Origin of the sequence: Shewanella aestuarii (assembly GCF_011765625.1) — a bacterium.
Lineage (GTDB): Bacteria > Pseudomonadota > Gammaproteobacteria > Enterobacterales > Shewanellaceae > Shewanella > Shewanella aestuarii_A.
In genome coordinates, this window is record NZ_CP050314.1 from 15435 (window position 1) to 41248 (window position 25814).

22 protein-coding genes are annotated in these 25814 nt (G+C 39.3%); 15 read left to right on the plus strand and 7 right to left on the minus strand.

Annotated elements, in window-relative coordinates; genetic code table 11:
- Window positions 1-92 precede the first annotated feature (92 nt).
- Window positions 93-467, plus strand: coding sequence for a hypothetical protein (locus tag HBH39_RS17615; RefSeq protein ID WP_167680153.1), 375 nt, complete (start codon window positions 93-95; stop codon window positions 465-467).
- Between the two features lie 222 nt (window positions 468-689).
- On the opposite strand, the gene HBH39_RS17620 is transcribed toward HBH39_RS17615, so the two are convergent.
- From HBH39_RS17620 to HBH39_RS17640, 5 genes are all read right to left on the minus strand, one after another.
- Complete coding sequence (locus HBH39_RS17620; RefSeq protein WP_167680154.1) at window positions 690-1631, minus strand: hypothetical protein; 942 nt, start codon at window positions 1629-1631, stop codon at window positions 690-692.
- Between the two features lie 3 nt (window positions 1632-1634).
- The gene (locus HBH39_RS17625) at window positions 1635-2549 is read right to left on the minus strand and encodes a hypothetical protein (RefSeq protein WP_167680155.1); all 915 of its coding nucleotides are present in this window, start codon (window positions 2547-2549) and stop codon (window positions 1635-1637) included.
- Between the two features lie 45 nt (window positions 2550-2594).
- Window positions 2595-2846, minus strand: a complete 252-nt coding sequence (locus HBH39_RS17630) for a hypothetical protein (protein ID WP_167680156.1) — start codon at window positions 2844-2846, stop codon at window positions 2595-2597.
- Window positions 2816-3283, minus strand: coding sequence for a recombinase RecT (locus HBH39_RS17635; RefSeq protein WP_167680157.1), 468 nt, complete (start codon window positions 3281-3283; stop codon window positions 2816-2818). The genes HBH39_RS17630 and HBH39_RS17635 overlap by 31 nt, the downstream gene beginning before the upstream one ends.
- A gap of 71 nt (window positions 3284-3354) precedes the next feature.
- Window positions 3355-4536, minus strand: coding sequence for a PD-(D/E)XK nuclease-like domain-containing protein (locus HBH39_RS17640; RefSeq protein ID WP_167680158.1), 1182 nt, complete (start codon window positions 4534-4536; stop codon window positions 3355-3357).
- Window positions 4537-5068: 532 nt separating this feature from the next.
- On the opposite strand from HBH39_RS17640, the gene iscB reads away from it, so the two are divergent.
- The 8 genes from iscB (at window position 5069) to HBH39_RS17680 (ending at window position 10886) form a co-directional block, all read left to right on the plus strand.
- A complete protein-coding gene (gene iscB / locus HBH39_RS17645) occupies window positions 5069-6307 on the plus strand; it encodes an RNA-guided endonuclease IscB (RefSeq protein ID WP_167680159.1) in 1239 nt (412 codons plus the stop codon).
- A 24-nt stretch (window positions 6308-6331) separates the two neighbouring features.
- The gene (locus HBH39_RS17650; protein WP_167680160.1) at window positions 6332-7726 is read left to right on the plus strand and encodes a hypothetical protein; all 1395 of its coding nucleotides are present in this window, start codon (window positions 6332-6334) and stop codon (window positions 7724-7726) included.
- 12 nt (window positions 7727-7738) lie between these two features.
- Complete coding sequence (locus HBH39_RS17655; RefSeq protein ID WP_167680161.1) at window positions 7739-8494, plus strand: hypothetical protein; 756 nt, start codon at window positions 7739-7741, stop codon at window positions 8492-8494.
- 9 nt (window positions 8495-8503) lie between these two features.
- Window positions 8504-8965 (plus strand): metal-dependent hydrolase, encoded by a 462-nt coding sequence (locus tag HBH39_RS17660; protein ID WP_167680162.1) that lies wholly within the window; start codon window positions 8504-8506, stop codon window positions 8963-8965.
- 8 nt (window positions 8966-8973) lie between these two features.
- Window positions 8974-9474 carry a hypothetical protein gene (locus HBH39_RS17665; protein WP_167680163.1) on the plus strand — a complete coding sequence of 167 codons (501 nt, stop codon included), beginning with the start codon at window positions 8974-8976 and terminating at the stop codon, window positions 9472-9474.
- Complete coding sequence (locus tag HBH39_RS17670; protein WP_167680164.1) at window positions 9455-9940, plus strand: hypothetical protein; 486 nt, start codon at window positions 9455-9457, stop codon at window positions 9938-9940. The genes HBH39_RS17665 and HBH39_RS17670 overlap by 20 nt, the downstream gene beginning before the upstream one ends.
- 67 nt (window positions 9941-10007) lie before the next feature.
- Window positions 10008-10475, plus strand: a complete 468-nt coding sequence (locus HBH39_RS17675) for a hypothetical protein (protein ID WP_167680165.1) — start codon at window positions 10008-10010, stop codon at window positions 10473-10475.
- 9 nt (window positions 10476-10484) lie between these two features.
- Complete coding sequence (locus HBH39_RS17680; protein WP_167680166.1) at window positions 10485-10886, plus strand: thermonuclease family protein; 402 nt, start codon at window positions 10485-10487, stop codon at window positions 10884-10886.
- Between the two features lie 96 nt (window positions 10887-10982).
- Here the strand turns inward: HBH39_RS17680 and HBH39_RS17685 are convergent, their stop codons facing one another.
- Together HBH39_RS17685 and HBH39_RS17690 are read right to left on the minus strand one after the other, a co-directional pair.
- Window positions 10983-11321: a LexA family protein gene (locus HBH39_RS17685; RefSeq protein WP_167680167.1), complete on the minus strand. Its 339-nt coding sequence runs from the start codon at window positions 11319-11321 to the stop codon at window positions 10983-10985.
- Between the two features lie 192 nt (window positions 11322-11513).
- Entirely contained in the window at window positions 11514-12155 is a 642-nt protein-coding gene (locus tag HBH39_RS17690; RefSeq protein WP_167680168.1) for a hypothetical protein, read from the minus strand.
- A 385-nt stretch (window positions 12156-12540) separates the two neighbouring features.
- Here HBH39_RS17690 and HBH39_RS17695 point away from each other — a divergent pair, with 385 nt between their 5' ends.
- The 6 genes from HBH39_RS17695 (at window position 12541) to HBH39_RS17720 (ending at window position 25608) form a co-directional block, all read left to right on the plus strand.
- Complete coding sequence (locus HBH39_RS17695; RefSeq protein WP_167680169.1) at window positions 12541-12903, plus strand: hypothetical protein; 363 nt, start codon at window positions 12541-12543, stop codon at window positions 12901-12903.
- Window positions 12904-13036: 133 nt separating this feature from the next.
- Window positions 13037-13708 carry a hypothetical protein gene (locus HBH39_RS17700; protein WP_167680170.1) on the plus strand — a complete coding sequence of 224 codons (672 nt, stop codon included), beginning with the start codon at window positions 13037-13039 and terminating at the stop codon, window positions 13706-13708.
- A 160-nt stretch (window positions 13709-13868) separates the two neighbouring features.
- The gene (locus HBH39_RS17705; protein WP_167680171.1) at window positions 13869-23672 is read left to right on the plus strand and encodes an Ig-like domain-containing protein; all 9804 of its coding nucleotides are present in this window, start codon (window positions 13869-13871) and stop codon (window positions 23670-23672) included.
- Window positions 23673-23838: 166 nt separating this feature from the next.
- Complete coding sequence (lepB, locus tag HBH39_RS17710) at window positions 23839-24312, plus strand: signal peptidase I (protein WP_167680172.1); 474 nt, start codon at window positions 23839-23841, stop codon at window positions 24310-24312.
- The gene (locus tag HBH39_RS17715) at window positions 24299-25456 is read left to right on the plus strand and encodes a TrbC family F-type conjugative pilus assembly protein (RefSeq protein WP_167680173.1); all 1158 of its coding nucleotides are present in this window, start codon (window positions 24299-24301) and stop codon (window positions 25454-25456) included. The genes lepB and HBH39_RS17715 overlap by 14 nt, the downstream gene beginning before the upstream one ends.
- Window positions 25453-25608 carry a hypothetical protein gene (locus HBH39_RS17720; RefSeq protein WP_167680174.1) on the plus strand — a complete coding sequence of 52 codons (156 nt, stop codon included), beginning with the start codon at window positions 25453-25455 and terminating at the stop codon, window positions 25606-25608. Before HBH39_RS17715 ends, HBH39_RS17720 begins: the two co-directional genes overlap by 4 nt.
- Window positions 25609-25814: the final 206 nt, after the last annotated feature.

A 25814-nucleotide genomic window follows, 5' to 3' on the forward strand; every position in this document is an offset into this window, starting at 1 on the left:
TCTGATTTATCTTTATTAAACCATTGATAACCAACTCGGCAACTGCTCAAATAGTTATAACTTTTAATAAATTGCTTAACAGGTTAGATGACATGCCCAATGTGTTACTTGATGAATCAACAGTAGAAGTTGTAACGATGAAAGTTGATGGTCGAAAATTGTCGATGGCGCAATTACAACGGCTGGAGTATTTAGAACCGATAACTTGGGGCGATGACTGGCTAGATGGAAATGTTACATTGATATGCAAATTGCCAGCTCATTTACTTAACTCATTATTGAAACAAATGGACTCAAGCAAAAGTTATTCAATCCATTGTGTGTGTGGCTTAATCATTCACCACGACAAGCAGCTTTATTTGAGTTATTTGCCTCATGACTTGACCGATATTTCACATCGCTATCAGTCGTCTACACAGTTGTTAATCAATAGTCGCAGACCAATGCTTCCTTCGGGACTGAGATAGAGCAGATCATCAGTTAAACCTGAAAAATCAAGAGAAATAGACTCGATTGTAATTCAAAATGAGATTGACAATATCAGGGCTGCATTAGTAGAACAGCAACAAGATATTGATATGCTGAGATTTATCTTTCTTTAAAAGGTCTACTTTAAATTAGTGATATAGCTGCATTGAGGAATGTTACTTAGAATAATAGCCTCTAGTGATCTAGGGCTATCCCACATTTCAACGATTGATAGGGACAATATAACGCATGTCCGATATAGCTTTAGTTCGTTCAGACCGTTCAACGTAAACCGCTTGTTTTACTTTATTGTTCTCAGCGATATCCAGCAAAAATAGCGCATGTTGATTATGTTCTATATCTAATTTCATTTTGCCAATTAAACAATGAACATCATTTTTAAATGAATAGAGGTTATATTGCGGATCTCTAGGGCTATTTCTCTCAACAATGAGGTTGGCCACTCGCCACCCGGGAAAATGAAAAGTCAAAATCTGATTATCAAAATGAGCAAATACGCCCTTAGAATTGGCTGTCATAGTCTGACATTCAAAATGACTCAATTCGATTGTGGTATCAGCTCTTTGTAACAATGATTCAACTGAATATGCTGCGGTTGGCTTTGGCAGAGAGTTGTAGTGTGTTGATAACAAGATTAATTTTTGAGTATCAGGCTCATAAATCGCGGTGCATATAAGTGGCACAAAACAAATCATGCGGGTGAGCTGCTCAAACAAATTCCAAATATCAGCATTAACAACAGGTTTTTTATAGCGCATATCGACAATAGATAGCTGCTGAAAAGATGCGCTAATGGATAGTGGGATAGCATTGTGGCTTATCTTCATCATGCTCATGTTGGTTTTTAATGCGTGATTATCGAACCGAAATTGATCAACTTTAAATGGCTGAGGGTCTAAGGAAAATTCTTCAACAATCTCATAGCCTTTGTCTTCGTATTGGGCAATTTGGCGCTCCAGAATCAAATTCACATGATAGCGTGAGTGCCATAGTTTCTTATTGAAAAAATGGCTAGTGCGTCCTTTGATTTGGTTAGAACGCTGAATAGAAAAATCCTGTCTGCCGTCATGATCAATGTATAACCTGATAATTGAACCTTTACGGTTCTGAAGAACAACAATTTTTTCGATAAATGACATCATCAATTAAAATCCCATACCAAAATCATCGCCATCCCATGTACCGTCTTTGTGTATTGGTGCAAAGACTGAGTGATCTATATTTTTACGTTCAGTTTTTTCAGATGCGTGACTAAATGGCACAACAACCGCACCTTGCGCCTTTTTGAAAATAGCATCAATTACACTGGGCTGATTCACGCAATTTCGGTAACGATTTTTGATGTAAGCTACTTTTCTTAGCTCTTGTGCTTTAGTGTACTGGCGATCATGCAAGTCAAGTAAAGTAGCGATATATGCATGGTTTTCAACAGAGTGCATAGCTGAAATATTTTTTAAAGAACGGCGTAGGCATGACATCAAATGGCATTGTTCTTTTTTAACTTGAGAGATGTATGGGTTTACGCCATTTAAGCGCTGGTTGCAATTTGCATATAGCGCCTGCTGAGCTTCTTCAGCTGTCATTTGATTTAAGAACGATTGGCCATCTTCCAAATCGATGATGCAATAGAGTCCGTCTAATTCAGTTTTATCACCACTGACTTTGTGATGAATCGTTTGAGTGGCGTTATCAATGCGCAGTTCATCAGAAGCATATACAGGGTTAACCGTGATAGCGGTGATAGCGGTATGCTCAATGAGAAGACGCTTCATGCCCTCAAGAGTTAAGTCTATTTCAAATTCAAAAGCACTTTTACGCTCAACATATCTTGCTTGTAGTGCCATATCTAATTCGGTAACGAGAACGTCAGCTAATAGGTATGGCGTAAGCGCTTCTCCAAGAGTCGTGGGGTGAACATCGTTCAAAGAGTAAAATTCACTACCAAACTCAAAGCGGGTATTGATTGTGTTAGATACTAATTTGTTTAATTCAACAACTTGACGGTCACTCAATGAAAGAAAGTCTTTTAAGTTGTTAATTGTGCTTGATAATTTGTTCATTTAAATTGTCCTCTATTACCTTTGCTTAATGATAATTCAGGTAAGTTAAGCCGCATCTGTATAGGTTAATGAGTGAGTTAACGCAGGGTTAGCGTACAGGCGTTGACGCCAATCTTTAGCAGCTCTTCGGTACAATGCGACTTTGCGCATTTCATTACACCAAACAGAGTTCCAGGGCGTGTTACCCATAGAATTTTCAATTTGATTTATTGCAATCGCATCCATTTCTTCGATAGAAAGCGTGGCATTTAAGATATCGCCATTTGCTAGAACGCTCCGACAATATCCCCACAACATTGGCCTCTCTGGTTAGATGACAAGGTAGTAATGATGTGTTCGACCTCTTTATTGGGGCCGAAAGACTTAAACTGATCATGTTCAAAAACAAGATTGGCAGAAGCCGACTTGATAATGTTGAATTGAGTTGCAAGTGCAATTTCACCACGGTAGCCAATGTGCAATCTCATTACAGGATTGCCATAAATATCGACTTCACCCGCAATAAACGCTAACTTTTTTTGCGGGTCGATTGAGATACCTAAAGTCACAATCGATTCTAAGGTATTGTATACCGAGTAATCTTGCGCGTTAGATAGGTCAAAACCTGTAGTTCTTGACTGCCAAATGAGTTGGTTCAGGTGTTTTATTTCATTGTTCAAATCAACAAACCCCGTATTTTTACGGTTTAATTCCTCAAATGTTTGCTGGAATAATTGTGAAAATGGAATAGTCATATTCATTACCTTTTTAATTGATATTTTCTACTGTAAGCCAAGGACTAAAACGGGCAACTAAGGCCAACTCCTTACACATCTAGTACCCAAGTTGAGCGTGAACGGTCAAAGCCATACCAATCTTCGGTATCAAAACACTCTTGTAGCTCAGCTAAGAGTTCGTGCATTTCAGCATCAGCCTCGTCACGCTTGCGTTCTGCAAGCTCAAAGGTTTCGCAGTTGTCAGCGTCCTTATACTCTGTTGCCACAAAGACAAAGTGCTTTACAGGAATCCCTACCAAATTGGCAACGTAGCAGTAAAAAACCTGCTGAATGTCATACCGTAAATCTCGCAATTGATAACCGAATTTAGTTGGATTAGTTGAGGCAGTTGTCTTGAGGTCTACGGCTATCGCATCTTGACGTAGCCAATCAAAACGCACTTTGAGCATTAGCCCTGTAGTGGGGCATTTAGCGATAATAGAAATTTCTGCAAAACCATCTGAAAAGAGCCAGTTTGCTTTAGGATGTGCGCGTGTAGATTTTTGAACTCGATGAGCATCGTCCCAAACAATATGGTCGATAACATGCTTTTTGATTAATTCTTCAAGTAATAGCATGTTAGGGTTCAGAGTTTGCACATCTTGTAAGATAAATTCAAAGTCACGCTTGATGTTTAGATTGTGTAACTTTGCATACTCAATAATGTCATTTTCATTGCTGAATATAGCATTGGGGTACAGTGTAGTTAAAAATTGCTCAATAGCGTTTTCTCTTAATTTTTCATAAATGGGCAAGGTATTGTCGTGCGTCCAAAGGCGTTCGATTAATGCTGCTTTAGCGCCCGAAATAGGTAGATTGTATTTAGCTAATGCTGCTTTTAACTCTGGTATGGTTTCAATCAAGTTAGGCATAGCAAAATCCTCGGGTTGAGGATTACGCATAAATTGACCGTGAAAATTATGTTCCTCTAGTACCAACATATGACCATAAGTACCCGCATCAAAAGTATATTCCTGCGCTTTAGTACGTAAACGGCAAACATCAGATAAGTATTGTCGAAAATAGTGATGACGACCTTTCGCAAGGGTTTTGATTTTTGTCGAGCTTTCAGCCGCTAATGAGTGATAAACCTCATTTGGCAAATTTAGGTAAATCCCTTCAATCAAATTACCTGCGCTATCCATAAAGTTTGGTGTCCCGTTAGGGGCATAAGCCTCTTGGATTGTATCAATCCAGTGAGTATTCGATTGTTTTAGACTGATAGCCGTCATAGTTGAACCCTTGCTATTTAAATTGATGTATTCATTGTCGCTCAACGTCCAAATCACGCAACCGAAAATCAAATTCATAAAATACATGCACTTAACATGCAGTTGCGGGATTTTAGAAGGGTGGTTTAATAGGAAAAGTAGCCAATGTAGATGTGTGAAGTAGAGCTGTGTTTTTTAAGGTGTTGAAATAAGGCACGCTAATTTAACAATCGTTGTTTATTTGTTGGTATAAATTGGTGCAATAAGAAAACAGGGTGGTTTGTCAATTACGCCGCCCCTAAAGGAGCGGGCTTGTAAAAGCCAAGTTGACCAGATCACTCACTGAGGATTATATGTGAGTTAAACGATATTTTGGATATAGACACCCTCGGATGCCACCTCAGTCCGTTGCTCTGTCGAGGCACTGTAAACAGCCCTAAAGCGTTATGGGCAGTCAACCTCATCTAAAGCCTTTATATCTGATCGAGAGGAAGTCGGATTCTATATGTGCCTCAAGCATATAGATACGCATAACTCGAAGGAGAAACACGCTATGTTCGTGTTTGTACTGAACAAAAATGGTAAGCCATTAATGCCATGTAAACCACAAAAAGCGAGGGTTTTACTCAGGCGTGGTGATGCAAAGGTTATCAAAAGAACACCCTTTACCATCAAACTTGTTGGTGGTAGTTCAGGCTACAAGCAACCCCTTGTTGCTGGCATGGACACTGGTAGCAAAGCTATCGGGTGTGCCGTTATTGGTCTTGGTCAAGTAATTTATCAAAGCCAAGTTGCATTGAGACAAGACGTATCCAAGAAGATGGAACAGCGAGCTATGTATCGTCGTAATCGGCGTGGACGTAAATGTCGCTATCGCCCTGCTCGTTGGTCTAATAGAGCTTCAATGCGAACCACGGGGCGTCTAGCGCCTAGCTTAAAATCAAAGTTAGATTCACATTTACGTGAGCGTAATTTTGTAGAATCAATCTTACCAATCAGCGAGTGGAAGGTGGAAACGGCAAGTTTTGATATTCATAAAATCACAAAACCTGACGTTTCTGGTGCGGGGTATCAGAATGGCGTACAGAAAGGCTTTTATAATGTAAAAGCCTATGTGCTACATCGAGATGGGTACAAGTGTCAATCTGGGCGCAAAGGTAAACATAGCAACAAATTGCATGTTCACCACATTCAGTTTCGTTCTAACGGTGGCACTGATACACCAACAAACTTAACCACGTTATGTGAAACTTGTCATGCTGATTTACATGCCAATAAATTCGAATTAAAAGCGAAAAAATCCCGCACTAAACATGCCACGGAGATTGGAATAATTAAGTCTAGATTAAAGGAAGAGTGGCAATTCGCGGAAACCTTTGGCTACGAAACGAAATATAAGCGTGAGCAGGTCTTGAGGCTTCAGAAAGAGCATTATTACGATGCTGTTGCAATCTGCTTGGAAGACGGAGAGTTAGTTGAGCCAGCATCAAGCGTCTACTTTAAACGCCATGTTGCTAAAGGCGATTATCAACAGACCAAAGGTGCAAGATCTGAAAAGCGCATACCCGTAGGCAAACTGTTTGGTCTTAAAAAACATGACTTTATCTCAACACCGCAAGGTAGTGGGTTTGTAAAAGGTAAGCGAAGCACAGGGTATTTTGCGCTTGAGACAATCACTGGCGAGAAAGTTCATGCTAGTGCTAACGTTAAAAAGAACACTATTCGAGTCACAGCTCGAACAACAACATTAACTCAAAAAATGGAGAGTGCAAGCAATTCCTCTTCCCACTAAAGTAGGAGGTATCCTTGCCTAAATATGATGAAAATCCAACTCAGCATGTTGTTAATTGTATTAGTCAGTGGTTATGCCGTGGCGGTTAATGAACCGTCAGTGTTCAACTTCAACAATGAGTCTGTAACAGTACAAATGTCAGAGCATGAATCGATGGCTAAGGCCGTTAATCGAGCAAAAGAGATCATGATGATTAATGCTGTGGCCAAAACACCAAAGTTTGTCAGTTTAAATACTTCTTATAACAGCGAAACAGACAAGATTATTGAAACAGGCATGATTGCCCAAGGTGCAAATATTTCGATTAACAACGTAAAGCATTCTCTTCGTTCAGTTGGTAATGATGTATTTATTGATGCAACGGGCGATGTCACCGTTGATGCCACCGCAATGCTGAAAAAGCTCAAAGGAGAACGTCAGATTAAGTTGATGGCCTCACAAATAGATGTGTTGAAGAAAGAGCGTGAATCAATCCAAGGCGTGTTGATGAAAGTTAAAAGAGGAGAGGCGATTTCAGAGCGGGATTCAGCGGTAATATCCCAATACCAAACCGCTATGCTGCAATCCTTTAATGTGATTAATGCGAGTTATATCAGAGCAGAATTTAAAGAAAGTCAGAGTGTTAAAGAAAAAGTGATGAATCTGTACGAGTATTTTGTATTTCCATTCTTGAAAAACCCAAGAATTGAAACGTTACTGACTGATATCAGTGCTTTAGATCATGACGTTGTGAAAGCAGATGTACAGATACGTATAGATCGCTCAGTTAATGAGAACCGACACTGGTTTATTCCGACATTGGAGAATGGATTTGAGCTGGAAGACTGTAGTTTTTTCTTTAGTGGTTGTCTTTATTTACTTGACTCGAAAGGTGAGCAGATAACACCGCAAAAGTTCTACCACGATGGTAAACCAAAAGGCCGATGGCAGGTACATGATGTATTAAGTCCAAGATGGTGTGGTCGTTCGATATATGAGTTTCTACCACTTTCAACAACGGGTTCATTCCTTGACGGTGCTGATGGTGTTAAGCAGGCAGAATGTGGGGTGTCATACACTTGGAGCACATCTGCATCGTCAAAGATGTTACCGCTAATTGACGAGTATTATAGAAATATCTCGAAAGAACAACAGCAGTGGCCAGATACAAGCGAGCATACAGCAGCATTAAAAGAGCTATCTAATCGAGCATTTTGGTTAAAAGTCGAGGTGGGAAGGGAAACTTTTCATCTCAATATAACGAACCCAGCCATGGAATATTTTACGTTTTCAATTTATCAACCACGTAGCTGGTTTGATCGTGACATCGAAATAAAAACCAGCATTCGGGAGGAAATATATAACGTTGAGGAAAGTAGTTGGTCTGATATGGCAGGCAATTTTTTGCGGTACCAAAACCGCGCAGTAATTTTTTATTAATAGGGAATCATTATGAAAAAAATATTAAGTATTGTGAGTTTTGCGAGTGTAGTGGTATTGGCTGGTTGTGCAAGTGAGCCAGATCCAGTGGAACGTTTTAATGAGCAACAGGCAAAAGCCAATGAATTGGCTGTGGAGCAGGCAAAAGAGCAATTATCAAACGTACCAAAATGGTATTTGTCACCACCTAAAAACGATAACTTTGGCATAGTCGGTGTTGGTGCAGCATCGTCTAAAGACATGCATCATGCGGTAAAGAAATCAAAGTTGCAGGCTGAATTTGAATTAGCGAAAAACTATAAACAAGAGCTATCAGGTTCAGAGCGCATTTATGAGCGTGAAGGTGCGTCAGGTGAATTGGTGCAAACCAGTCAATTCTTGATCGATAAGTTGGTCGATTCAGTGCCAGTTGTCGGCTATGAGATGTTAGATCAGCAAGTAAAAGTCAATGTCGATGGTTCATTTCAAGTCTATACACTGTTGAAACTGCCATATGATGAGTTCAATAAAGTGTTACAACGTACCAAAGCGGAGTCTCAAGATGCAAAAGAGCTTGCAGCATTTGATGATCTAGAGCGTCGATTAGAAGCGAAGCGACTACGAAAAGACAAAGAGTTAGAACGTGATCATGAGCGTAAACTAGAACTTATGGACGCTCAAAATGGTGTGATTGGTGCTGAATCTGTAGCGGAGCCGGTCGTAAATACACAAGCAAATGCTCAACCAAGTAATGCGCTTAGTCAGATAGTGAAATCGGTAACTAACTAGGAGTAGGTGATGTTATTTAGAAACCATCTTGTTGTTACTGCAGCTGTTACAGTTTCAACAATTGGTTATATCGACATAGCATTACCATTATGGCTGGTGGTAGTGAGCATCGTTTTTGGCTCACTACTGCCTGATGTAGACCATCCGAGTTCAACGATAGGCAAGCGGGTATTATTTATCTCTATTCCTTTATCTGCAATTTTTGGACATAGACAAATAACTCACTCTATTTGGCCCATTTTATGTGTCGCTTGGTTAGTTAATTTTAACAACAGTACGTCAAGCGCAATTGTGTTGTGTTTATCGATTGGTTATCTGTCACATTTACTCGGTGATTTTTTTACAGACAGTGGTATTCCTTTTTTCTGGCCATTGTCTTTTAGGTTCAAAAGTCCTTTGCCAGTAGCCACGGGTGGACCTTTTGAGTATTTAATAGCTTATGGGTTATTTATTAGCAGTTTATTGGTTTAAGGATTTATATGATTGATCATGAAGATTTTTTACAAGATGTTATCGATGCGCGGGATAATCAATTAGCTATCCCGGCTACAGTGCGTAGCGAAGTCATCACCAGCGTCACCACCAAAGAGTTAGCAAAATTACTAATGGATTTTTCATTTTCAGGTGGTTCAATTGACCTCGATGCTGCCTCAAATATTTTCACTTGTGACATTGGCTATGCTAACGCCATTTTCTTTGCAAACGCTAAATGGAATGCCGAAACACCTTCAGAATACTTTGGCATCATTGCGACCGTACCGAGTCAATTTAATAAAGATTTTATAGCGCTTTTTAATCAAAACACCTTAATTGGCAGACTCTACAATGCAGATGATACCAACTCATCAATTTATCGATTAGATGTCCATTTGGCCGGAGGCGTAACCTGCAAAAATATATTCTATGTCGTTAAAACGTTTATCGATTCATACAACAAATTATTTTTCGAGGTGACCAATAATGGCCGAGTTGATTCGTAAAAAGTGGTTGTTAGGCGTATCCGTTTTGATTGGGTTATTGATGGCGGGCGGTGGATTGTACGTTAACGATATTATTCAAACAGATCTTAAGCGAGAGCGACAACTTTCGCTAATCGGGCAATGGGTAAGTGTTGACGGTTTTTGTGATGGCAAAGTTGGCGAGATTAATGGACTCGATATTACTCAAGACTTCTTGTTAGTTGAAAATGGCCATCGGCAGAAAATCAAGAATATGGATGTTGTATCAGTAAATGACATGGTTGGATATTGCCAAGGCTATGGTCAATTTGAGTTTAATTTTAAGGTTTTGATGAACACGACAGAATTAGTTGAGTATTTTTACGTGAAAACCCTTGATGGAACCGAATTATTACGCAATTCACAAGGAGATTATTATTTTCGATTTACACCTCAGTTTAAGCAAAGATATGAAAGCGTCAGAAGTGAAACACATGTTGAAGCGTAGAGCTGGCAAGTAGTAGCGCGTTTTTAAAGTTAGGCGATGATAGTGTTTTTTCAAGGAGATGATTCAAATGACATTACTTTACGACAATCAAATGCCGCGAGGGGAGTTGAGTTGTTCACACAACGTTCTCTGCTCATATCCAGAATTTGATGGAGAGCGATATACAAGGCTACCTATCAATTCATTATTGATTTTAAAAAAACGTGGCCACACTATCCAAAAAAAATTGGCTGATATTGAATTAACAAGACGTGAGTTTGTTGATAAAGCCGAGTTACCTTATGAAATTGAAATTTCACATCATGCTGTAGATAGATTGAGTACCAGGCATATGCACAAATACCTCAACGAGAATGAGGGACAAGGAATAGTGTGCTGGTTGAAAGAAAAAGTCATCATGTGCTTGACAGAATGCGGGACCTACAAAACATTATCCGCGATGGATAACTGCTGTGTTGCTTTTGAAGGCATGCAATTTATGTTTAAGAGTCATGCTAAGTTAAATGGCCGACTCGTTTTAGTGACCGTGAATTAGGTGATAAATATGGAAGTTAGAACCTTAATTGGCGTACTTTTTATCTTATTAAGTACCAGTTTAAATGCTCAAACTCGCGATATTCCAAGAGTTCATAATGTTTATGACGGAGATACGTTTCGTGGGTATACAAGCCCAAACCGTCACGAGCCAATTCGAATAAAAGGGGTAGATACGCCGGAGATAAAAGGCGCATGTGATAGTGAAATTAAAGCTGCTTATCGTGCAAGAGATTATTTAAAAAAGCGTTTGTCTAATGCTAAGTCTATTCAATTATTAAATCCTGGGCGCGACAAATATAATCGCGTATTAGCCGTTGTGTTAGTTGATGGTCAAGATATAGCGCAAGACATTATTCAAAATGGCTATGGGAGGAAATGGAGAGGAAAACGAGAAAGTTGGTGTGAGTAGGACTAATTTAATTTGTAAGCTTGGCTATGGTGTGACACGATTTGAGTTTAAAAATCATCTTGGCCAAACGATGACATACCAGTCGTATAAATATAATTACTCCATTTGGTTACCGGCTTCATAATAACTTAAATCCGGGCTCTTTCCGTGACAACGGATTGAGCTCGACACCACACCTATGATCATAAGTTCTTCATGATCATGTTTTAAAGTGGTAAGGCGTTGCTGGTGTGCATCCAGAATGCTGCAAACCCATTGTCCATCAACTTCAGCAACAACAACATCATTGTGGCGCGGCTTTAGTGCTCTGTTGATTATTAATAAATCGTCTTTGTATATACCAATAGAATTTAGATCATCAGTGTCAACCATCCCAATGAGCGTAGAGCTAGGGTTGTCTATTAATAAATCATCTAAACTGAGCGCGTTTTGCATGTACTCTTTAGCAGGTGACTCGAAACCATTGATCCCGCAAGAAATTGTTTTATTGAATATTTGCATATTTAGTACAACTGTATGGGTATACAGTATTTTAGGGCGGGTGCGGAAGAATGTCAAAATACTAAAATGACAACATTTGATTGGTGCAATGTAAAAGCCTCACAGGGTTATGAGGCTTGTATCTGTTTAGGCTATTGTGTGACGATGTATAGATTTTAACGAGTTAATTAACGCCTCAGGCGTCAGTTGAGGCATGTTATTGATATATTGGCTTATCGCTAAATGACTTAACATTAGCGCATCATAAGCTGAGATGGGTACACCTTTCATGGGTTTATTGGCTTCAAATATCGATACAAAAACGTTCATCGTATTGTCACGTTGATTTTGCTGCCATTTGATATTAAAACCTTTATTTTTTTGCACTCCATGAGCCTTACCTTCAAAACCTTCACGAATCCCTAGTAGTACGGCGATAACAGGTAATAATTCCGTTTTTGTTATTTGAACTGAAGTTTTATCTTGCCAATTAAATTTGCGTTCACCTATAGAGTTGGCTCCTTCGAGCATCACGGTATGCCAACCGCCTTGTGTAATCGACGGTTTAAGTTCAATAGCGGCCTTCGTGCCATGACATTTTAGATTGAAGTATGGGTCGAATTGACCAGAGTAGCGCGGTTCTTGATTATTATGTTGTTGATTATTGCTAGGCAGGTGAGCAACATTATTCTGATAAAGTTGCTCTTGTGCTTGATAGCCGCTCATCGGTTGAGGTTCAGGATGGTCATTAGGATGTACAGGATTTTGATAATATTGATTTTGAAACATAGACACCTCGATTTTTCTTTATGAATTAATCAATTTTTGCATGAGATGTAAATTCGGCAACTGAGTGCGTGTTAAGGGCTCAAGTAAAGATCAATTGGATTGGTGTTAATCATGTTTGTTTTGCATTTTTAATCATTATGGATAGTGTTAGCATGTAAATTCTTGTATGGTTGTAGCGCAGTTTGTTGTAGTTTCAATATTTTCTCGCCGATAATCCTCTAACTTTTTATATTCAACACGACACTCATCCGACCAGTAGGGTGGGTAAGGTGTGAGAGAATGAATATACGTGGTTTTTGTCACTTTTTCAGAAATCTGTTGATTATTACTTTATGGGTTAATTTCTACGGAAATATTTATAAAGTTATAGGATTAGGGTGTTTCTATGGGTTTAACTAGCTTATCTTCACACAGATTGAAAGAGGCTACTTTTTTAAAAAGTATTTCTTTGCCGTTGAGTTCTGCGGCTTATAAAGGCTTCTCTTTATTTTGTGAAGAACCAAAAACCATACATCAGGTACAGCAAATATACGTTATGCCTTCTGATTGGCAAGAAAATGAAGCTGGAAGTCGAGTTGAACCATTAGCTCACATACATTATTTTGTAGGCGCTCAACGAGTAGTTGTGAAATCATTTGAACCATCAAAATTCGATATTAGTTTAAGTGTAGAAGAGTTTAAACACCTGTTTAGAGAGCAGTTAGTATCTTCGTCTCAATTCGAAACGCCTTTAGCGTTACATCATTAAAACATATCTAAGCTAAAAGCGGCAAATGCCGCTTTTTTTGTGTCTAAAAATTGTAATTCTTAGCTAAAGAGTATTTAAGCGATTCTTACATATGGGGTATTATAAACTTTCATTCAGAGACAGGGATACTACTTTGCCAGCTATTATATCTAAACTTCTTAGCAGTGTTCTGCGAAAAACAACTGAATTAGAATCGATTGGTTATGAGTTAATATCTGAGGGGGAATTTATTTCTCCTATGAATGAAGATTTAGGCTCTTTGAATGAGGGAAATGCTATCCCTGATGCTGTGTATCAAATTTTAGAGCACACCTTGAAAGCTGAGGGTTGTTTAATTGTTTATATAAGTAATGAATGCGTTGCCAACTTTGATTATAAACTGGTTCCAATTCCGGATGGTTTTCTTCCAACGACTGTTTCAGCTCAAATAACAAGTGCTGTAGTTAAAACAGACTATCGAAATTTTGGTATAGCGACTGATGCTTATAGATATCTCACGAGACATAGATGTGTGGTGAGCGATATGTCTCAAACAGAATACGGCGCACAACTTTGGCATACAAAAATTAGTGAGCATAACGATCTCACTGTCGCTGTTATTGATTCTTTTGGCGAACCGTCTGCCGCTTATAGAACTGATCAAATAGGGCAAATTATTCCTTACCGTTACCAAGGAGTCATTTGCCCTACTACCGTATGGGGATGGGAAGAACCAGATCCACGTTATCAGTCTGCAGTTTTAGACTTTGAACCATCACTCTCGAATAGTTGTTCTAATATAGTTTTAGTCGCAAAAGAAGTTTAGATTAACTAAAAGCAAGAATGTTGGTCAAAAAACAACCTAGTCAAGCCCATTTATGAAATCCGCTATTTTAGCGTGACGAAATCGAACACCTTATTTTAACCGTAAAATTTCCAGCTCTATAAAATAACGAATGGGAAATCGTATTTTATGGAGAATTAGGATGAACAGGTTACTAACGTTTTGCTGCTTGATGTTGTTAATGTTAAGCGGTGGTAGTTTAGCTAGCACTAATACTTTATTGCCTGACATTAAGGCGTTAGCGTTAGATAAATTAGTGTTAGATAGAACGGGCCAACCTATAACTGTCTTTGAAACACCGCCTATTATGAACTCAAAGGGTGAAGTTGCTAAAGGCATGACAGAAATCATCCTAAGTCTTGACTCGACGGCAAAAAATTCACTTATTGTTCAAGGTAAAACCTTATCGCCAGGAGGAACGTTAAATGTTGTAATTGATTTAACTGCTACCAATGGCGTCATAAAAATTCCCGCATATCCAGCTAAATCAGGTATTAGTGGTTTAGATGAATATAAAATCGATATTCCGAAAGTTACAGCGCAATTATGTTCAGATGAATATACATACGATCAGGCCAATAACGTTTGCCTCAAGGTTGAGACGACCAATTTAATCTATACATGTCCAAATCAAAGCTGGAAAGCTACCGGTGATTTGAGAAACTGTACGCAAGAAACAACCATTGCAAAAGAAAACTGTCCGACTGGATATGTTTCAAATGGCAATGGCACTTGTACTAAGACAGAATATCAAGCCACATTACCTAAGTGTGAATCTGGTTATTCATATTCAACAACGAATAAACGCTGCGAAAAAACATTAACAGAATCAGCTTATAAAACGTGTAGCGATCCAACTTATAGCTATAACTCAGCAACAAATGATTGTCGTAAAACAATAACGCAATCAGTAAATTACGATTGTCCAACTGGATATAACTACAATAGTACATTAAAGAAGTGTGAAAGAACCTTAACTGCAACTGCAAGTAAGGTATGTTCGACCGGCTATACCTATTCAGCAACAAATAATCGATGTGAAAAGCCAACATCAATTGACGCTACACCAGTATGTACCAGCGGTTACACGTATAACGGTACGACCAAGCGTTGTGAACAGACGTTAACCGAATCTGCTAATAAAGTTTGTTCGGCAGGTTTTACATATTCTGCAGGAAACAATCGTTGTGAAAAGACCACGACAGCGAATGCATCAATAGTTTGCCCAAGCACTTATTCATACAACAGTACGACCAAGCGTTGTGAGAAAACACTCACAGAATCAGCTAATAAAGTATGTTCAACTGGATATACGTTCTCATCAACTAATAATCGTTGTGAAAAGACTACAACGGTAAATGCAACACCAGTATGTACCAGCGGCTACACGTATAACGGCACCACCAAGCGTTGTGAACAGACATTAACCGAATCAGCTAATAAAGTTTGTTCGGCTGGTTTTACATATTCCGCAGGAAATAACCGTTGTGAAAAGACTACGACAGCGAATGCATCAATAGTTTGCCCAAGCACTTATTCATACAACAGTACGACTAAGCGTTGTGAGAAAACATTAACAGAATCAGCTAATAAAGTATGTTCTGCTGGTTTTACCTACTCATCAGCTAACAATCGTTGTGAAAAGACCACAACGGCTAATGCAACTCCTGTTTGTTCGAGTGGTTATTCGTATAACTCAACAGCAAAGCGTTGTGAAAAAACGTTAACAGAATCAGCTAATAAAGTTTGTTCGGCTGGTTTTACTTACTCATCAGCTAATAATCGTTGTGAAAAGACCACAACAACGAATGCATCAATAGTTTGCCCAAGCACTTATTCTTATAACAGCACAACCAAACTTTGTGAGAAGCTTGATACTTTATCAGCGGGCAAAGTATGTGCGATTGGGTATACATATTCAGCGACCAATGATCGTTGTGAAAAAACCACTACGACTAATGCAACTCCAGTTTGTTCGAGTGGATATACATATAACTCAACGGCAAGCCGTTGTGAGAAAACGTTAACTGAAACAGCTAATAAAGTATGTTCTGCTGGTTTTACTTACTCATCAACTAATAATCGTTGTGAAAAAATTACTAACACCACGCCAAGCAAAACCTGTCCATCGGGATATACATTTTCGGCAACCAATAATCGCTGTGAAAAAACAGAAACCGTTGCCGCAAATCCAACTTGTCAGGCGGGATATTCTTATTCAACAACAAATAAGCGCTGCGAAAAAACAGAAACGGTCAGTGCTTCAAAGGTGTGTGGTGCTGGATATGCTTATGTAAGTGCAAATGACCGTTGTGAAAAGACTACCACTATTACTGCTAACATTGTGTGTGCCACTGGATACACTTATTCATCGACCAATAAGCGCTGTGAAAAAACAGAAACGGTCAGTGCTTCAAAGGTGTGTGCTTCTGGATATACCTACTCATCAGCTAATAATCGCTGTGAAAAAACAACAACTATAGCAGCAACTAAAGTGTGTGCTTCTGGATATACCTACTCATCAGCCAATAATCGCTGTGAAAAAACAACAACTGTAGCTGCATCTAAGGTGTGTGCCACTGGATATACTTATTCTTCAGCTAATAATCGCTGTGAAAAAACGACAACTGTAGCTGCATCTAAAGTATGTGCCACTGGATATACATTTAAAAATGATCGTTGTGAGAAGACTACAACGGTTGATGCGAGTAAGGTGTGTGCCTCTGGATATACTTACAATGCTACGTACAGTCGATGCGAAAAAACCATCACAGTATCAGCAAGTAAGGTGTGCGCGTCAGGATATTCTTACTCTGAAACAAATGACCGCTGTGAGAAGGCTACAACAGTTGTAGCAACTAAGTCATGTCCTACAGGATATTCAGATATCTCAGGGCAATGTACAAAAGTAACCTCTGTAGCCCGCCCTTCGGTTTGTCCATCAGGTTATACTTATTTTAATTCCACAACTTGTCAAAAAACATCTTGGGTCTTTGATGCTGATTACGATCCTGGCTATGGCATCATGGTTTTCAATCCGGAGGATAATTATTATTGGATTGCAGAACCCAATGGCGGTAGCAGATATACCAGTGCAATATATTGTTTTAGCACACCAGCACAGACAAGTTCTACCTCAACGGGTAACTGTAGAGCCCTTGGGTATTATGATTTAGACATTGAAATGACGTACAATAGCAAAACACAGAATGGTTTTGTTAAGAAAACGGACCTAAAAAGCAAGGTAGATGGTTCATGTGCATCAGGTTACACACTAAACACATCAACAAATCAATGTGATAAAACAGAAGTAACATCATATCTTTATAGCTGTAGCGCTGGATTTACTTTAAGTGGTACGGTGTGTAATAAATTCGAAACCCAAGCGTTTTCTTATCAATGTAACACTGGTTATACGTTATCAGGTTCAACGTGTTCAAAGCTAGAAACGGCTAACTTTTCATACAGCTGTAGTACGGGTTATACGCTAAGTGGAAGCTCTTGTTCCAAGCTAGAAACTCAGGCGTTTACCTATTCATGTAGTGCGGGTTATACGCTAAGTGGAAGCTCTTGTTCTAAGCTAGAAACTCAGGCGTTTACATACTCATGTGGTACAGGATATACGCTAAGTGGCAGCTCATGTTCTAAGCTAGAAACTCAGGCGTTTTCGTACTCATGTGGTACAGGATATACGCTAAGTGGAAGCTCATGTTCTAAGCTAGAAACTCAGGCGTTTTCATACTCATGTGGTACAGGATATACGCTAAGTGGAAGCTCATGTTCAAGACTATTGACGCAACCTAATACCTATTCATGTAGTGCGGGTTATACATTAAGCGGCAGCTCATGTTCTAAGCTAGAAACTCAGGCGTTTACATATTCATGTGGTACGGGTTATACATTAAGCGGAAGTACCTGTTCTAAATTACTCACTCAAGCTAACACATATAGCTGTGATTCAGGTTATACCTTATCAGGGTCATCGTGTTCGAGATTAGTGACCCAATCATATTCAAATGTATGTAGCGCAGGGTATACGTTAAGTGGTTCAACTTGTACTAAATTAGAAACCCAAGCGTTTTCTTATCAATGTAACACTGGTTATACGCTATCCGGTTCAACGTGTTCTAAATTGGTCACACAATCAAATACGTGGAGCTGTAGCGCAGGCTTTACGTTAAGTGGGTCAACTTGTTCAAAGTTTGAAACGGATTCATACACGTATGGATGTCCACCAACATACACTACAAATGGTTCGACATGTTCTAAATTACTTACTGAGCCAAATACTTATAGCTGTAGCGCAGGGTATACGTTAAGTGGTTCAACTTGTACAAAATTTGAAACTCAGGCGTTTTCTTATCAATGTAACACTGGTTATACGCTATCCGGTTCAACGTGTTCTAAATTGGTCACACAATCAAATACGTGGAGCTGTAGCACTGGTTTTACGTTAAGTGGTTCAACTTGTACAAAGTTTGAAACTCAGGCGTTTGTTTACCAATGCGGAGATGCAAGTTACACGTTATCGGGTTCGACGTGTTCTAAATTACTGACTGAGCCAAATACTTATAGTTGTAGCGCAGGGTATACGTTGAGTGGCTCAACTTGTACAAAATTTGAAACTCAGGCGTTTTCTTATCAATGTAACACTGGTTATACGTTATCCGGTTCAACGTGTTCTAAATTAGTTACTCAAGCAAATACGTGGAGCTGTAGCACAGGTTTTACGTTAAGTGGTTCAACTTGTACAAAGTTTGAAACTCAGGCGTTTGTTTACCAATGCGGAGATGCAAGTTACACGTTATCGGGTTCGACGTGTTCTAAATTACTGACTGAGCCAAATACTTATAGCTGTAGCGCAGGGTATACGTTAAGTGGTTCAACTTGTACAAAATTTGAAACTCAGGCGTTTTCTTATCAATGTGGAGATGCTAGCTATACGTTGTCGGGCTCAATGTGTTCTAAGCTAATATTCGTTTCAAATACATGGAGTTGTCCGGCAAACACTAATTTATCGGGTGATAAGTGTTTGGGTACAGATATCAAAGCATTTACCTATAGCTGTCCTGCTAACTATACAAATCATAACAATGGATCATGTAGTCTTTATCAATCACAGGGTTATACATTGTCATGTCCTGATAGCACTTATACCCCAAATCAAAGTACGGAAATTTGTGAGAAGGTACTAAAGGCCGCACATATTTATAAGTGTAACGATCCAAAATATACACTTAATGGAAGTAGCTGTTCATTGTTATTAACGGCCACTGAAGAATGGATTTGTGGAGATTTAACATATAACAAGATCTCTGAAACTCAGTGTCGTCGTTTAACCGATGCAGATCTAACAGGTAAATGTCCTGCAAACTATGTTAGAAATGACAATATTTGTACGTTGACATCAAAAGTGCCGCAACTTGAAAGCTGTAGCGAAACCTATAAACGCAACGGTGCCGAGTGTGAGCGAGATGTATTCAAGGCGGCTAGTTGTGCAGATGGTTTATTAACGCCATCCTCATGTATTTGCCCTACGGGTACTACGCTGAACGAAAATACCTACATGTGTGAAGGGGTAGAAAAATCAGCGGTCATTAAAAGTTGTCCTAGTAGTTACGATTTGGTCAATGGTCAATGTGAATATCAGCATCAAGTCGGTGTTGTGTATGACTATTGCGCTACAGGCATGACATCAAGTGGGTCAAACTGCTTATTGAGTGTGTCAATTCCTGCCACACAATCGTGTAACTCACCTTATGCCAACATTTCAGGTAAATGCCAGTACACAGATACACTACCAGCCGGTGTTGGCGGTGGAGACGTAGAGGCGAAATCATTTGAAGGTAAATTCATATCTGAAACATCAGCTGCAACATTGGAAAATCTAGCTTTCGATGCGGTAGTAAGTGATGTCAATGAAATAGCTGTCGATGTCGCTGGTGGTTGTCGATTAGTAACAACTGAAATGCTTGCAAAAGGTCCGATAAAAAAAGGGGATGTACCTTGTGCGCTAATTTGGAAGGATTTACCCGATGGTCTTAGTGGTAAAGACAATAAGATAACGGGTATTTTTAACGCTGCAGGTCAGCAAAAAATTGGTTATCAATTAAAGTCATTTAACGGATCTTCTGGAACACCATTTATCGTGTCAGAAGGTGAAATTGTTGTCGAAGTTTCAATGCCTGAAAAGCCTGAGATTACAGATATTACAACACGTATGATGAACAAAGTTGTTCGCGGATTTGACGTTTATAACTATGACGCAGCGAGCAAAATTAATTTAACGACTGTGCTTGTGGACCCCAAAGTTTATGAGCAGGTTGTCGAGATTGAAGGGCTTGGATCATGTACCGTTCCGGCTAATGCGTCATCTTGTAATATCTACAGTGACCAATCATTTGAGCGTGACGAAAATAATCTGCAATTTACTTCATCGTTCAAGGTTTGGGGTAATAGTAAAATTGGAGGATGGGATAAGGCAGATTTAACGCCTAAAAACTGGAACATTAAACATGATTTTAGGGGGCCCAAAATTGCCTTTACAGAATTTAATGACAAAAAAGCGAACCCGCCTATTGTCAATGAAGAACTAGGTTTCCCAGTTATCGTCAACGGTGGTGAAGGTGCTATTGGTATTGTTAACTTCCGTGATGAGGTTGCGCTTGAAGATCGCTGGTGGAGACCAACAAAAGTAGACTTGGAGTTCATATCAGACGATGGCAAAAAAAGCGTCAACATGATTAATGTGAATGGAATGGATGTGTTATTTGATGTACCACAAAGCAAAGATGGAGCGATAACATTATCTAACTATAAAGTTTTAGAGCATGTTGATGCGAATGGTTATCCATTCATGATGACGACGTTAACACCTGGAGTCTATAACGTAAAAGTAACGGCGAAAGATGCCTTTAACAATACGTCTGTGACAAATATTCAGCAGATTAAAGTCGATACACCAGCGCCACAAATTAAGGTGTTCAACAAAAAAGCCATGCTTAGCGGTAACAATACGCCGTCTGTTGTCATGATTGATGATTTAATGGTTGTAGCTCATAACGGTTTTGAAGGTGATACCAAAATTACCAGCGTCAAAATTGATGGTCGAGAAGCGAGATCTATTAATAACGATGAACATTTCAAATTGTTAACCGGTGATGGGTTTGATTTAATTGCAAGTCAACCCTATGAATTGGTCGTTGAAGCGCAAGATTCAGATGGTGTTACAACGCAATCAACCATTCATTTTAATTACTTGCAAATGGAATTTAATTTCCAACGTAAACCACAAACTGTTATTCAATTAGTTGAAGATGTTGGCCTAGTTGTCAGCCGAACCAAAGGGCTACGTTGTGATATTTACGGAACGAAAGCGGCGGCTGCGCTAGCTGCGAATGATATGAATCATGCGTGTTATATCGAGTGGTCGCAGTTACCGCAAGGCATGAGTGCTGAAAGTAATAGTTTTCAAGCTACGGCCAAAGGTGGTGTAAGCGATTTGGGTATGAATACGGCAGAATTTACAGCCTATATCGTAAACAAAGAAGGTAAGGCCAGTGTAGTAAGTAAAGATGCCGTAACATTTGAATCCATTGCGCCAAGTCCAATTACATTAACACTAGATGACCGTCTCAAATTAGCAGATGGTATTTATAGTATTTCTGTACTTGATAGACAAATTGGAAGGTATCAAGGTACGTCATCTCGCGCTAATGTTGATATTGATTTATCGACTGACGCTGGAGATAGCAAGCAATATAAGCATAATCAATTGCCTTTTGGTGAAACTCAGAACTTCTCTGCTTATGCGGATAAATTGGGTGAAGCGAACTTATGGGATCGAGTGCCATATACTTTGAAAGGCTCTTATAGACTTGCGCCTGAGAAGTCCACAACGATTAATTTTGACCTTGTTGTTACACCGCATCCTTATATGCAAGTGTTAATGGAATTGGACGATACTCGTTATGCGTCTACTGAAAAGATTAATGCGACTATCAGTTTAGGTGTTAAGAATAATCTGACAAATACGTTTGATTACAACATCGAGACAATGGGAACCGCTTGGGATGTGTATTTGGCCTTTAAAAATGGCACTGACTATGAACCAATTTCAGAAGCAATTCAGATAGGAAGTGACGGTAAAGGCGTACTTCAAATAGACGCTGACATTATCTTTAATAGAAATGAAGCTGTATATGCGGTAGCTGAAGCGCGTTCGCCATTCCCTGAAATTGAGATTGTTCGCGTATCTATCCCACGCAGCATTTCAGTTGTGAAGGGAACAGCCGTTGATGGTGAAATTGTTTCTAGGGTAGTCCACTCACGTATACCTGCTGCATTCGATTTACGATTTGACACTCAATCGTTCCAAGACTTTATGGTTATGGGTGAAATAAAATGGCAGCGTGACATCGGTGGTGTTTGGACCGATATGACAGAGTTAACCGGTCGTCAATATGTATCTGTTAAATCTGTAGAGCCTGAAACCATTGATGTGCGAGCGGTTATCACTAACAAGGTTACGGGTGCCATAACAGAAACAGAAAAGCTTAGACTCATATCATTTGATACGCCAAAGTTGCGAGTCGATGGTGTAACTCAAGCGATTGCTGGACAGTCAATTGAACTCACTGCAGTAGATATCAGTGGTGGTGATCAATCTGGCGGGTTAATTGTTGAATGGTCTACTGACGGTGAAATATGGGAAAAAGGAGATGAAACGTACATTGTCAACGTTGAAGAGTCGAGTTTACGTATTCATGCCAGAATGAAATATGCGAACACGGCAGATGACATTAATCAGGGGCAGTGGTCAACGGCGGTTAAGTACATTTCGGTCACTAAGCCTAAACCGATGACCATGAGCGTAGTTAGACCAAGTATGGCTGAAGTTAATACTGAAATATCGTTGAAAATGATGGTATCTAATCCATTTGAATCTACAGGTATTGCGCTATTAACTGAATGGTTATTACCTGATGGCAGCATTATAAATGATGAAAAGGAAATCACTTATACGCTTCAAGAAAGTGATTTAGACGATGCTAACAGAGTCACTTTTATTGCAAAGGCTTGGTTGGACGGTTTTAAAGACGTCACACTAGGAGAGGCTAATGCGGTGATGAATACATTTAGTTATAGCTTCCCTAAAGAAAGCGAGCTCAGTCTTACGGTAAATAACAACGTGAAGTTTGTGCCATCTAGCGGATTTGCGAATGTGAATATGCCATACATTAATGCACCAGGCGTTGTATTTGCATATGACTGGACATTTGATGAGGCAGCGATTCAAAAAGTATCGGCCAATGGTAAAGGGCTTAATTTCAATGTTATTAAACCGGGCATACATGAAATCATGGTGACGGTATCAGATAACAGAGGAAATTTTGCACACATAACCGATTACGTAGAAGCGGTTGAACCAAATGAGCTGGAGTTTGTATTGAATGATGTTTATTCAAACAAATATATGCGAGCGCCACTGACTGTATCGATTTATCCAAACGTTAAAGTGGGTCACCCATATGACTTTGTGAAGGAATACAGTTGGACCATAAATGGTGTGAAAGGTGATGTTTCAGGCCGCGCAGTGGGCGCGTTTAACGATTTGCCAGAGGGTCATTATGACATCATCTTGGATGTGAAGACTAATTACGGGCAAGTTGGCCAAGAGACGTTCTCTTTTGATGTCGTGGCGAACAAAAATCCAGTGTGTGCACCAACATCTCGTAATCAATACGGCACTCATATTGTCGATGCGAATTGTAAAGATGAAGATGGACGCATTTTATTCTACAAGTGGATCGTAAACGGAATGGTATTTAGTCCATATGGTGCTCAAGTCAGATTTACAGAGCATGATTATCCGAACGGCGCTTCAATTGTTATCGAAGCAAACGATGATGCAGGTGGAATAGGTGTTGGTCACATCAGTTTCTAAAACTGTTAACTAGAACTTAAAAGGCTGAATTAGTGATTAATTCAGCCTTTTTTTATGGAAAAACAATCGCGCTAATTTAAGGTGTCCAAAATCGCAACGCTAATTTAATTAATTCACATTAAATCTATTTAAAATTCCAACATTGGATTTTTATTTGGGGTGTGAAATGAGGAATGTCATTGTCAGTTTTACATTGATTGCTGCTTTGGTGTTGAGTTTTAACGTCATGTTCACCTTTGCTGTTCCTACCCAAGAATATTCCTGTCTCAACGCGAGTTATTTTTTAGTCGATAAAACAGACAAAAGCGTTAGTCGAGAGCGATTAATCGCATTCAAGTTGCCTGCGCAAACGCCTTATTTTAACCAAGGCACACGTTGGATAAAAAAATTGGTAGGTATGCCCGGTGACACAATAAAAGTGACAAAAAGCTCAGTGTTTGTGAATGACATCGAATACAAAAATGACATGAATACGTTGTTAATGAAATTAAATATGGATGCGGCCAGTGTCGAGCGAGAAATGGTACTCGATGATGATGAATATTTCGTTGTTGGAGAAACATACTTGTCATATGACTCAAGGTTTTGGGGTGTCATTAGTCAAAAGGATGTAATAGGTAATGCTTATGCGATTTTGTAAGTTGGCTTGTGCTTTTTCATTGTTGATCTGCAATATTGGATTCGCCAATACGGTCGATACGGGCATTTCCACGGAGGAAGCAGTAGCGAAGGCTAAGTTGAATGGATGGTTTGAAGGATTAGACCTTTCTGGACAGCAAAAAGCGACATCTAAAGATGTTGAAACTTTCTTAAACAATGCTCAATCCCAAGTTGCGGCTATTACAAACGAAGCACTTGAACTGACAGATCAAGAAATTAAACCAAGTTCACCTGTCATGATGTTCGTGAGTTTATCGATGCCAAGAGCCGCTTTAAAAGATGCGTTAAAAAATGCCGCATCAACTAACACAACGGTTTATATCAATGGAATGTTCGAGGGTGATAAGAAAATACTCGATACCATGATGCGTTTGGAAGTCATCGCAAAAGATTTGCCCATAAAACCGAATGTTAAATTTGGTCCAACTTGGTTTACTCAATATAACATTCAGCGAGTACCTGCCTTGGTGTTTGATGATAATCAAATACAAGTTCAGATGAAGGGGATGACTCAATTAGATTTTTTCAATGAGAAGTTAAAAACCATCACGAAAAGCACTGATTTTGGTGAATACGGTGCGACATATCCAGTAGAAGAAGTTTCATTGATAGAGCAAATTCGCCAGTTAATGTCAGGTATAGACTGGGAATCAAAACAAAAAACCGCAGTAGCCCGCTTTTGGAAGAAACGCACAAACACTCTGCTCGATACGACACTAGAAGATCACACATATTACATAGATCCGACGGTTCACGTTCAAAAAGACATCGTAAATAAAGCGGGAGTGGTACTTGCTAAGCAAGGCACAACCATTAATCCATTGTTGGCGACTTCTGCATATTTAGGTTTGTACATTATTAATCCGTTAGATCCACGACAAATTAAATGGCTCGATACACACCAAGACAAATTTGATTATCGTGATCAAATTATCGTGACACAGATTGATGCGTCACGGGGGTGGGAGCATTTAAGTGAGCTAAGAAAGCGTTATAAGCGTGAGATTTTTCTACTAGAAAAAGAATTGGTTACTAAGTTTGCATTAAAGGCTGTGCCATCAAAAGTAAGCGTTGAAAAAGGTTTTCTACGCATTGATGAAAAAGGGATGAGGTCAGTTCAATGAAATTAATTACTCTCGCGTTGGGCGTTGTTTTAGGCATTTATTTGGCATACAACTATCCCGATATCGCCGCCAATATTTTTGCCAACTTCATACTTTTTGCAGAATGGTTAGGTAATGCAGTAAGCCAAATGATGAGCGGAGTCATACAGTGAAGATTTTGCAAACTCTGTTATTGGTGGTGATGTTATCTATTTGCAGTAGTGCGAATGCAGCCAGCGCGAACGCAATTTGCAAAGACGCACAAATTTGGACAAAAATTTTAGACCAGATTTGTTGGAGCTGTTTTACTGAGGGATTATCCCTGATGGGATAGGCAAGAAACCTGATGGCGCTTCAAATAATAATCCTGTTTGTGCCT

What these genes read in the sequence shown, in the direction of transcription:
- HBH39_RS17615 (WP_167680153.1), top strand. Translation starts at nt 93, where the DNA reads ATGCCCAATGTGTTACTTGATGAATCAACAGTAGAAGTTGTAACGATG.
- HBH39_RS17620 (WP_167680154.1), bottom strand. Translation starts at nt 1,631, where the DNA reads ATGATGTCATTTATCGAAAAAATTGTTGTTCTTCAGAACCGTAAAGGT.
- HBH39_RS17625 (WP_167680155.1), bottom strand. Translation starts at nt 2,549, where the DNA reads ATGAACAAATTATCAAGCACAATTAACAACTTAAAAGACTTTCTTTCA.
- HBH39_RS17630 (WP_167680156.1), bottom strand. Translation starts at nt 2,846, where the DNA reads ATGTTGTGGGGATATTGTCGGAGCGTTCTAGCAAATGGCGATATCTTA.
- HBH39_RS17635 (WP_167680157.1), bottom strand. Translation starts at nt 3,283, where the DNA reads ATGACTATTCCATTTTCACAATTATTCCAGCAAACATTTGAGGAATTA.
- HBH39_RS17640 (WP_167680158.1), bottom strand. Translation starts at nt 4,536, where the DNA reads ATGACGGCTATCAGTCTAAAACAATCGAATACTCACTGGATTGATACA.
- iscB (WP_167680159.1), top strand. Translation starts at nt 5,069, where the DNA reads ATGTTCGTGTTTGTACTGAACAAAAATGGTAAGCCATTAATGCCATGT.
- HBH39_RS17650 (WP_167680160.1), top strand. Translation starts at nt 6,332, where the DNA reads ATGATGAAAATCCAACTCAGCATGTTGTTAATTGTATTAGTCAGTGGT.
- HBH39_RS17655 (WP_167680161.1), top strand. Translation starts at nt 7,739, where the DNA reads ATGAAAAAAATATTAAGTATTGTGAGTTTTGCGAGTGTAGTGGTATTG.
- HBH39_RS17660 (WP_167680162.1), top strand. Translation starts at nt 8,504, where the DNA reads ATGTTATTTAGAAACCATCTTGTTGTTACTGCAGCTGTTACAGTTTCA.
- HBH39_RS17665 (WP_167680163.1), top strand. Translation starts at nt 8,974, where the DNA reads ATGATTGATCATGAAGATTTTTTACAAGATGTTATCGATGCGCGGGAT.
- HBH39_RS17670 (WP_167680164.1), top strand. Translation starts at nt 9,455, where the DNA reads ATGGCCGAGTTGATTCGTAAAAAGTGGTTGTTAGGCGTATCCGTTTTG.
- HBH39_RS17675 (WP_167680165.1), top strand. Translation starts at nt 10,008, where the DNA reads ATGACATTACTTTACGACAATCAAATGCCGCGAGGGGAGTTGAGTTGT.
- HBH39_RS17680 (WP_167680166.1), top strand. Translation starts at nt 10,485, where the DNA reads ATGGAAGTTAGAACCTTAATTGGCGTACTTTTTATCTTATTAAGTACC.
- HBH39_RS17685 (WP_167680167.1), bottom strand. Translation starts at nt 11,321, where the DNA reads ATGCAAAACGCGCTCAGTTTAGATGATTTATTAATAGACAACCCTAGC.
- HBH39_RS17690 (WP_167680168.1), bottom strand. Translation starts at nt 12,155, where the DNA reads ATGTTTCAAAATCAATATTATCAAAATCCTGTACATCCTAATGACCAT.
- HBH39_RS17695 (WP_167680169.1), top strand. Translation starts at nt 12,541, where the DNA reads ATGGGTTTAACTAGCTTATCTTCACACAGATTGAAAGAGGCTACTTTT.
- HBH39_RS17705 (WP_167680171.1), top strand. Translation starts at nt 13,869, where the DNA reads ATGAACAGGTTACTAACGTTTTGCTGCTTGATGTTGTTAATGTTAAGC.
- lepB (WP_167680172.1), top strand. Translation starts at nt 23,839, where the DNA reads ATGAGGAATGTCATTGTCAGTTTTACATTGATTGCTGCTTTGGTGTTG.
- HBH39_RS17715 (WP_167680173.1), top strand. Translation starts at nt 24,299, where the DNA reads ATGCGATTTTGTAAGTTGGCTTGTGCTTTTTCATTGTTGATCTGCAAT.
- HBH39_RS17720 (WP_167680174.1), top strand. Translation starts at nt 25,453, where the DNA reads ATGAAATTAATTACTCTCGCGTTGGGCGTTGTTTTAGGCATTTATTTG.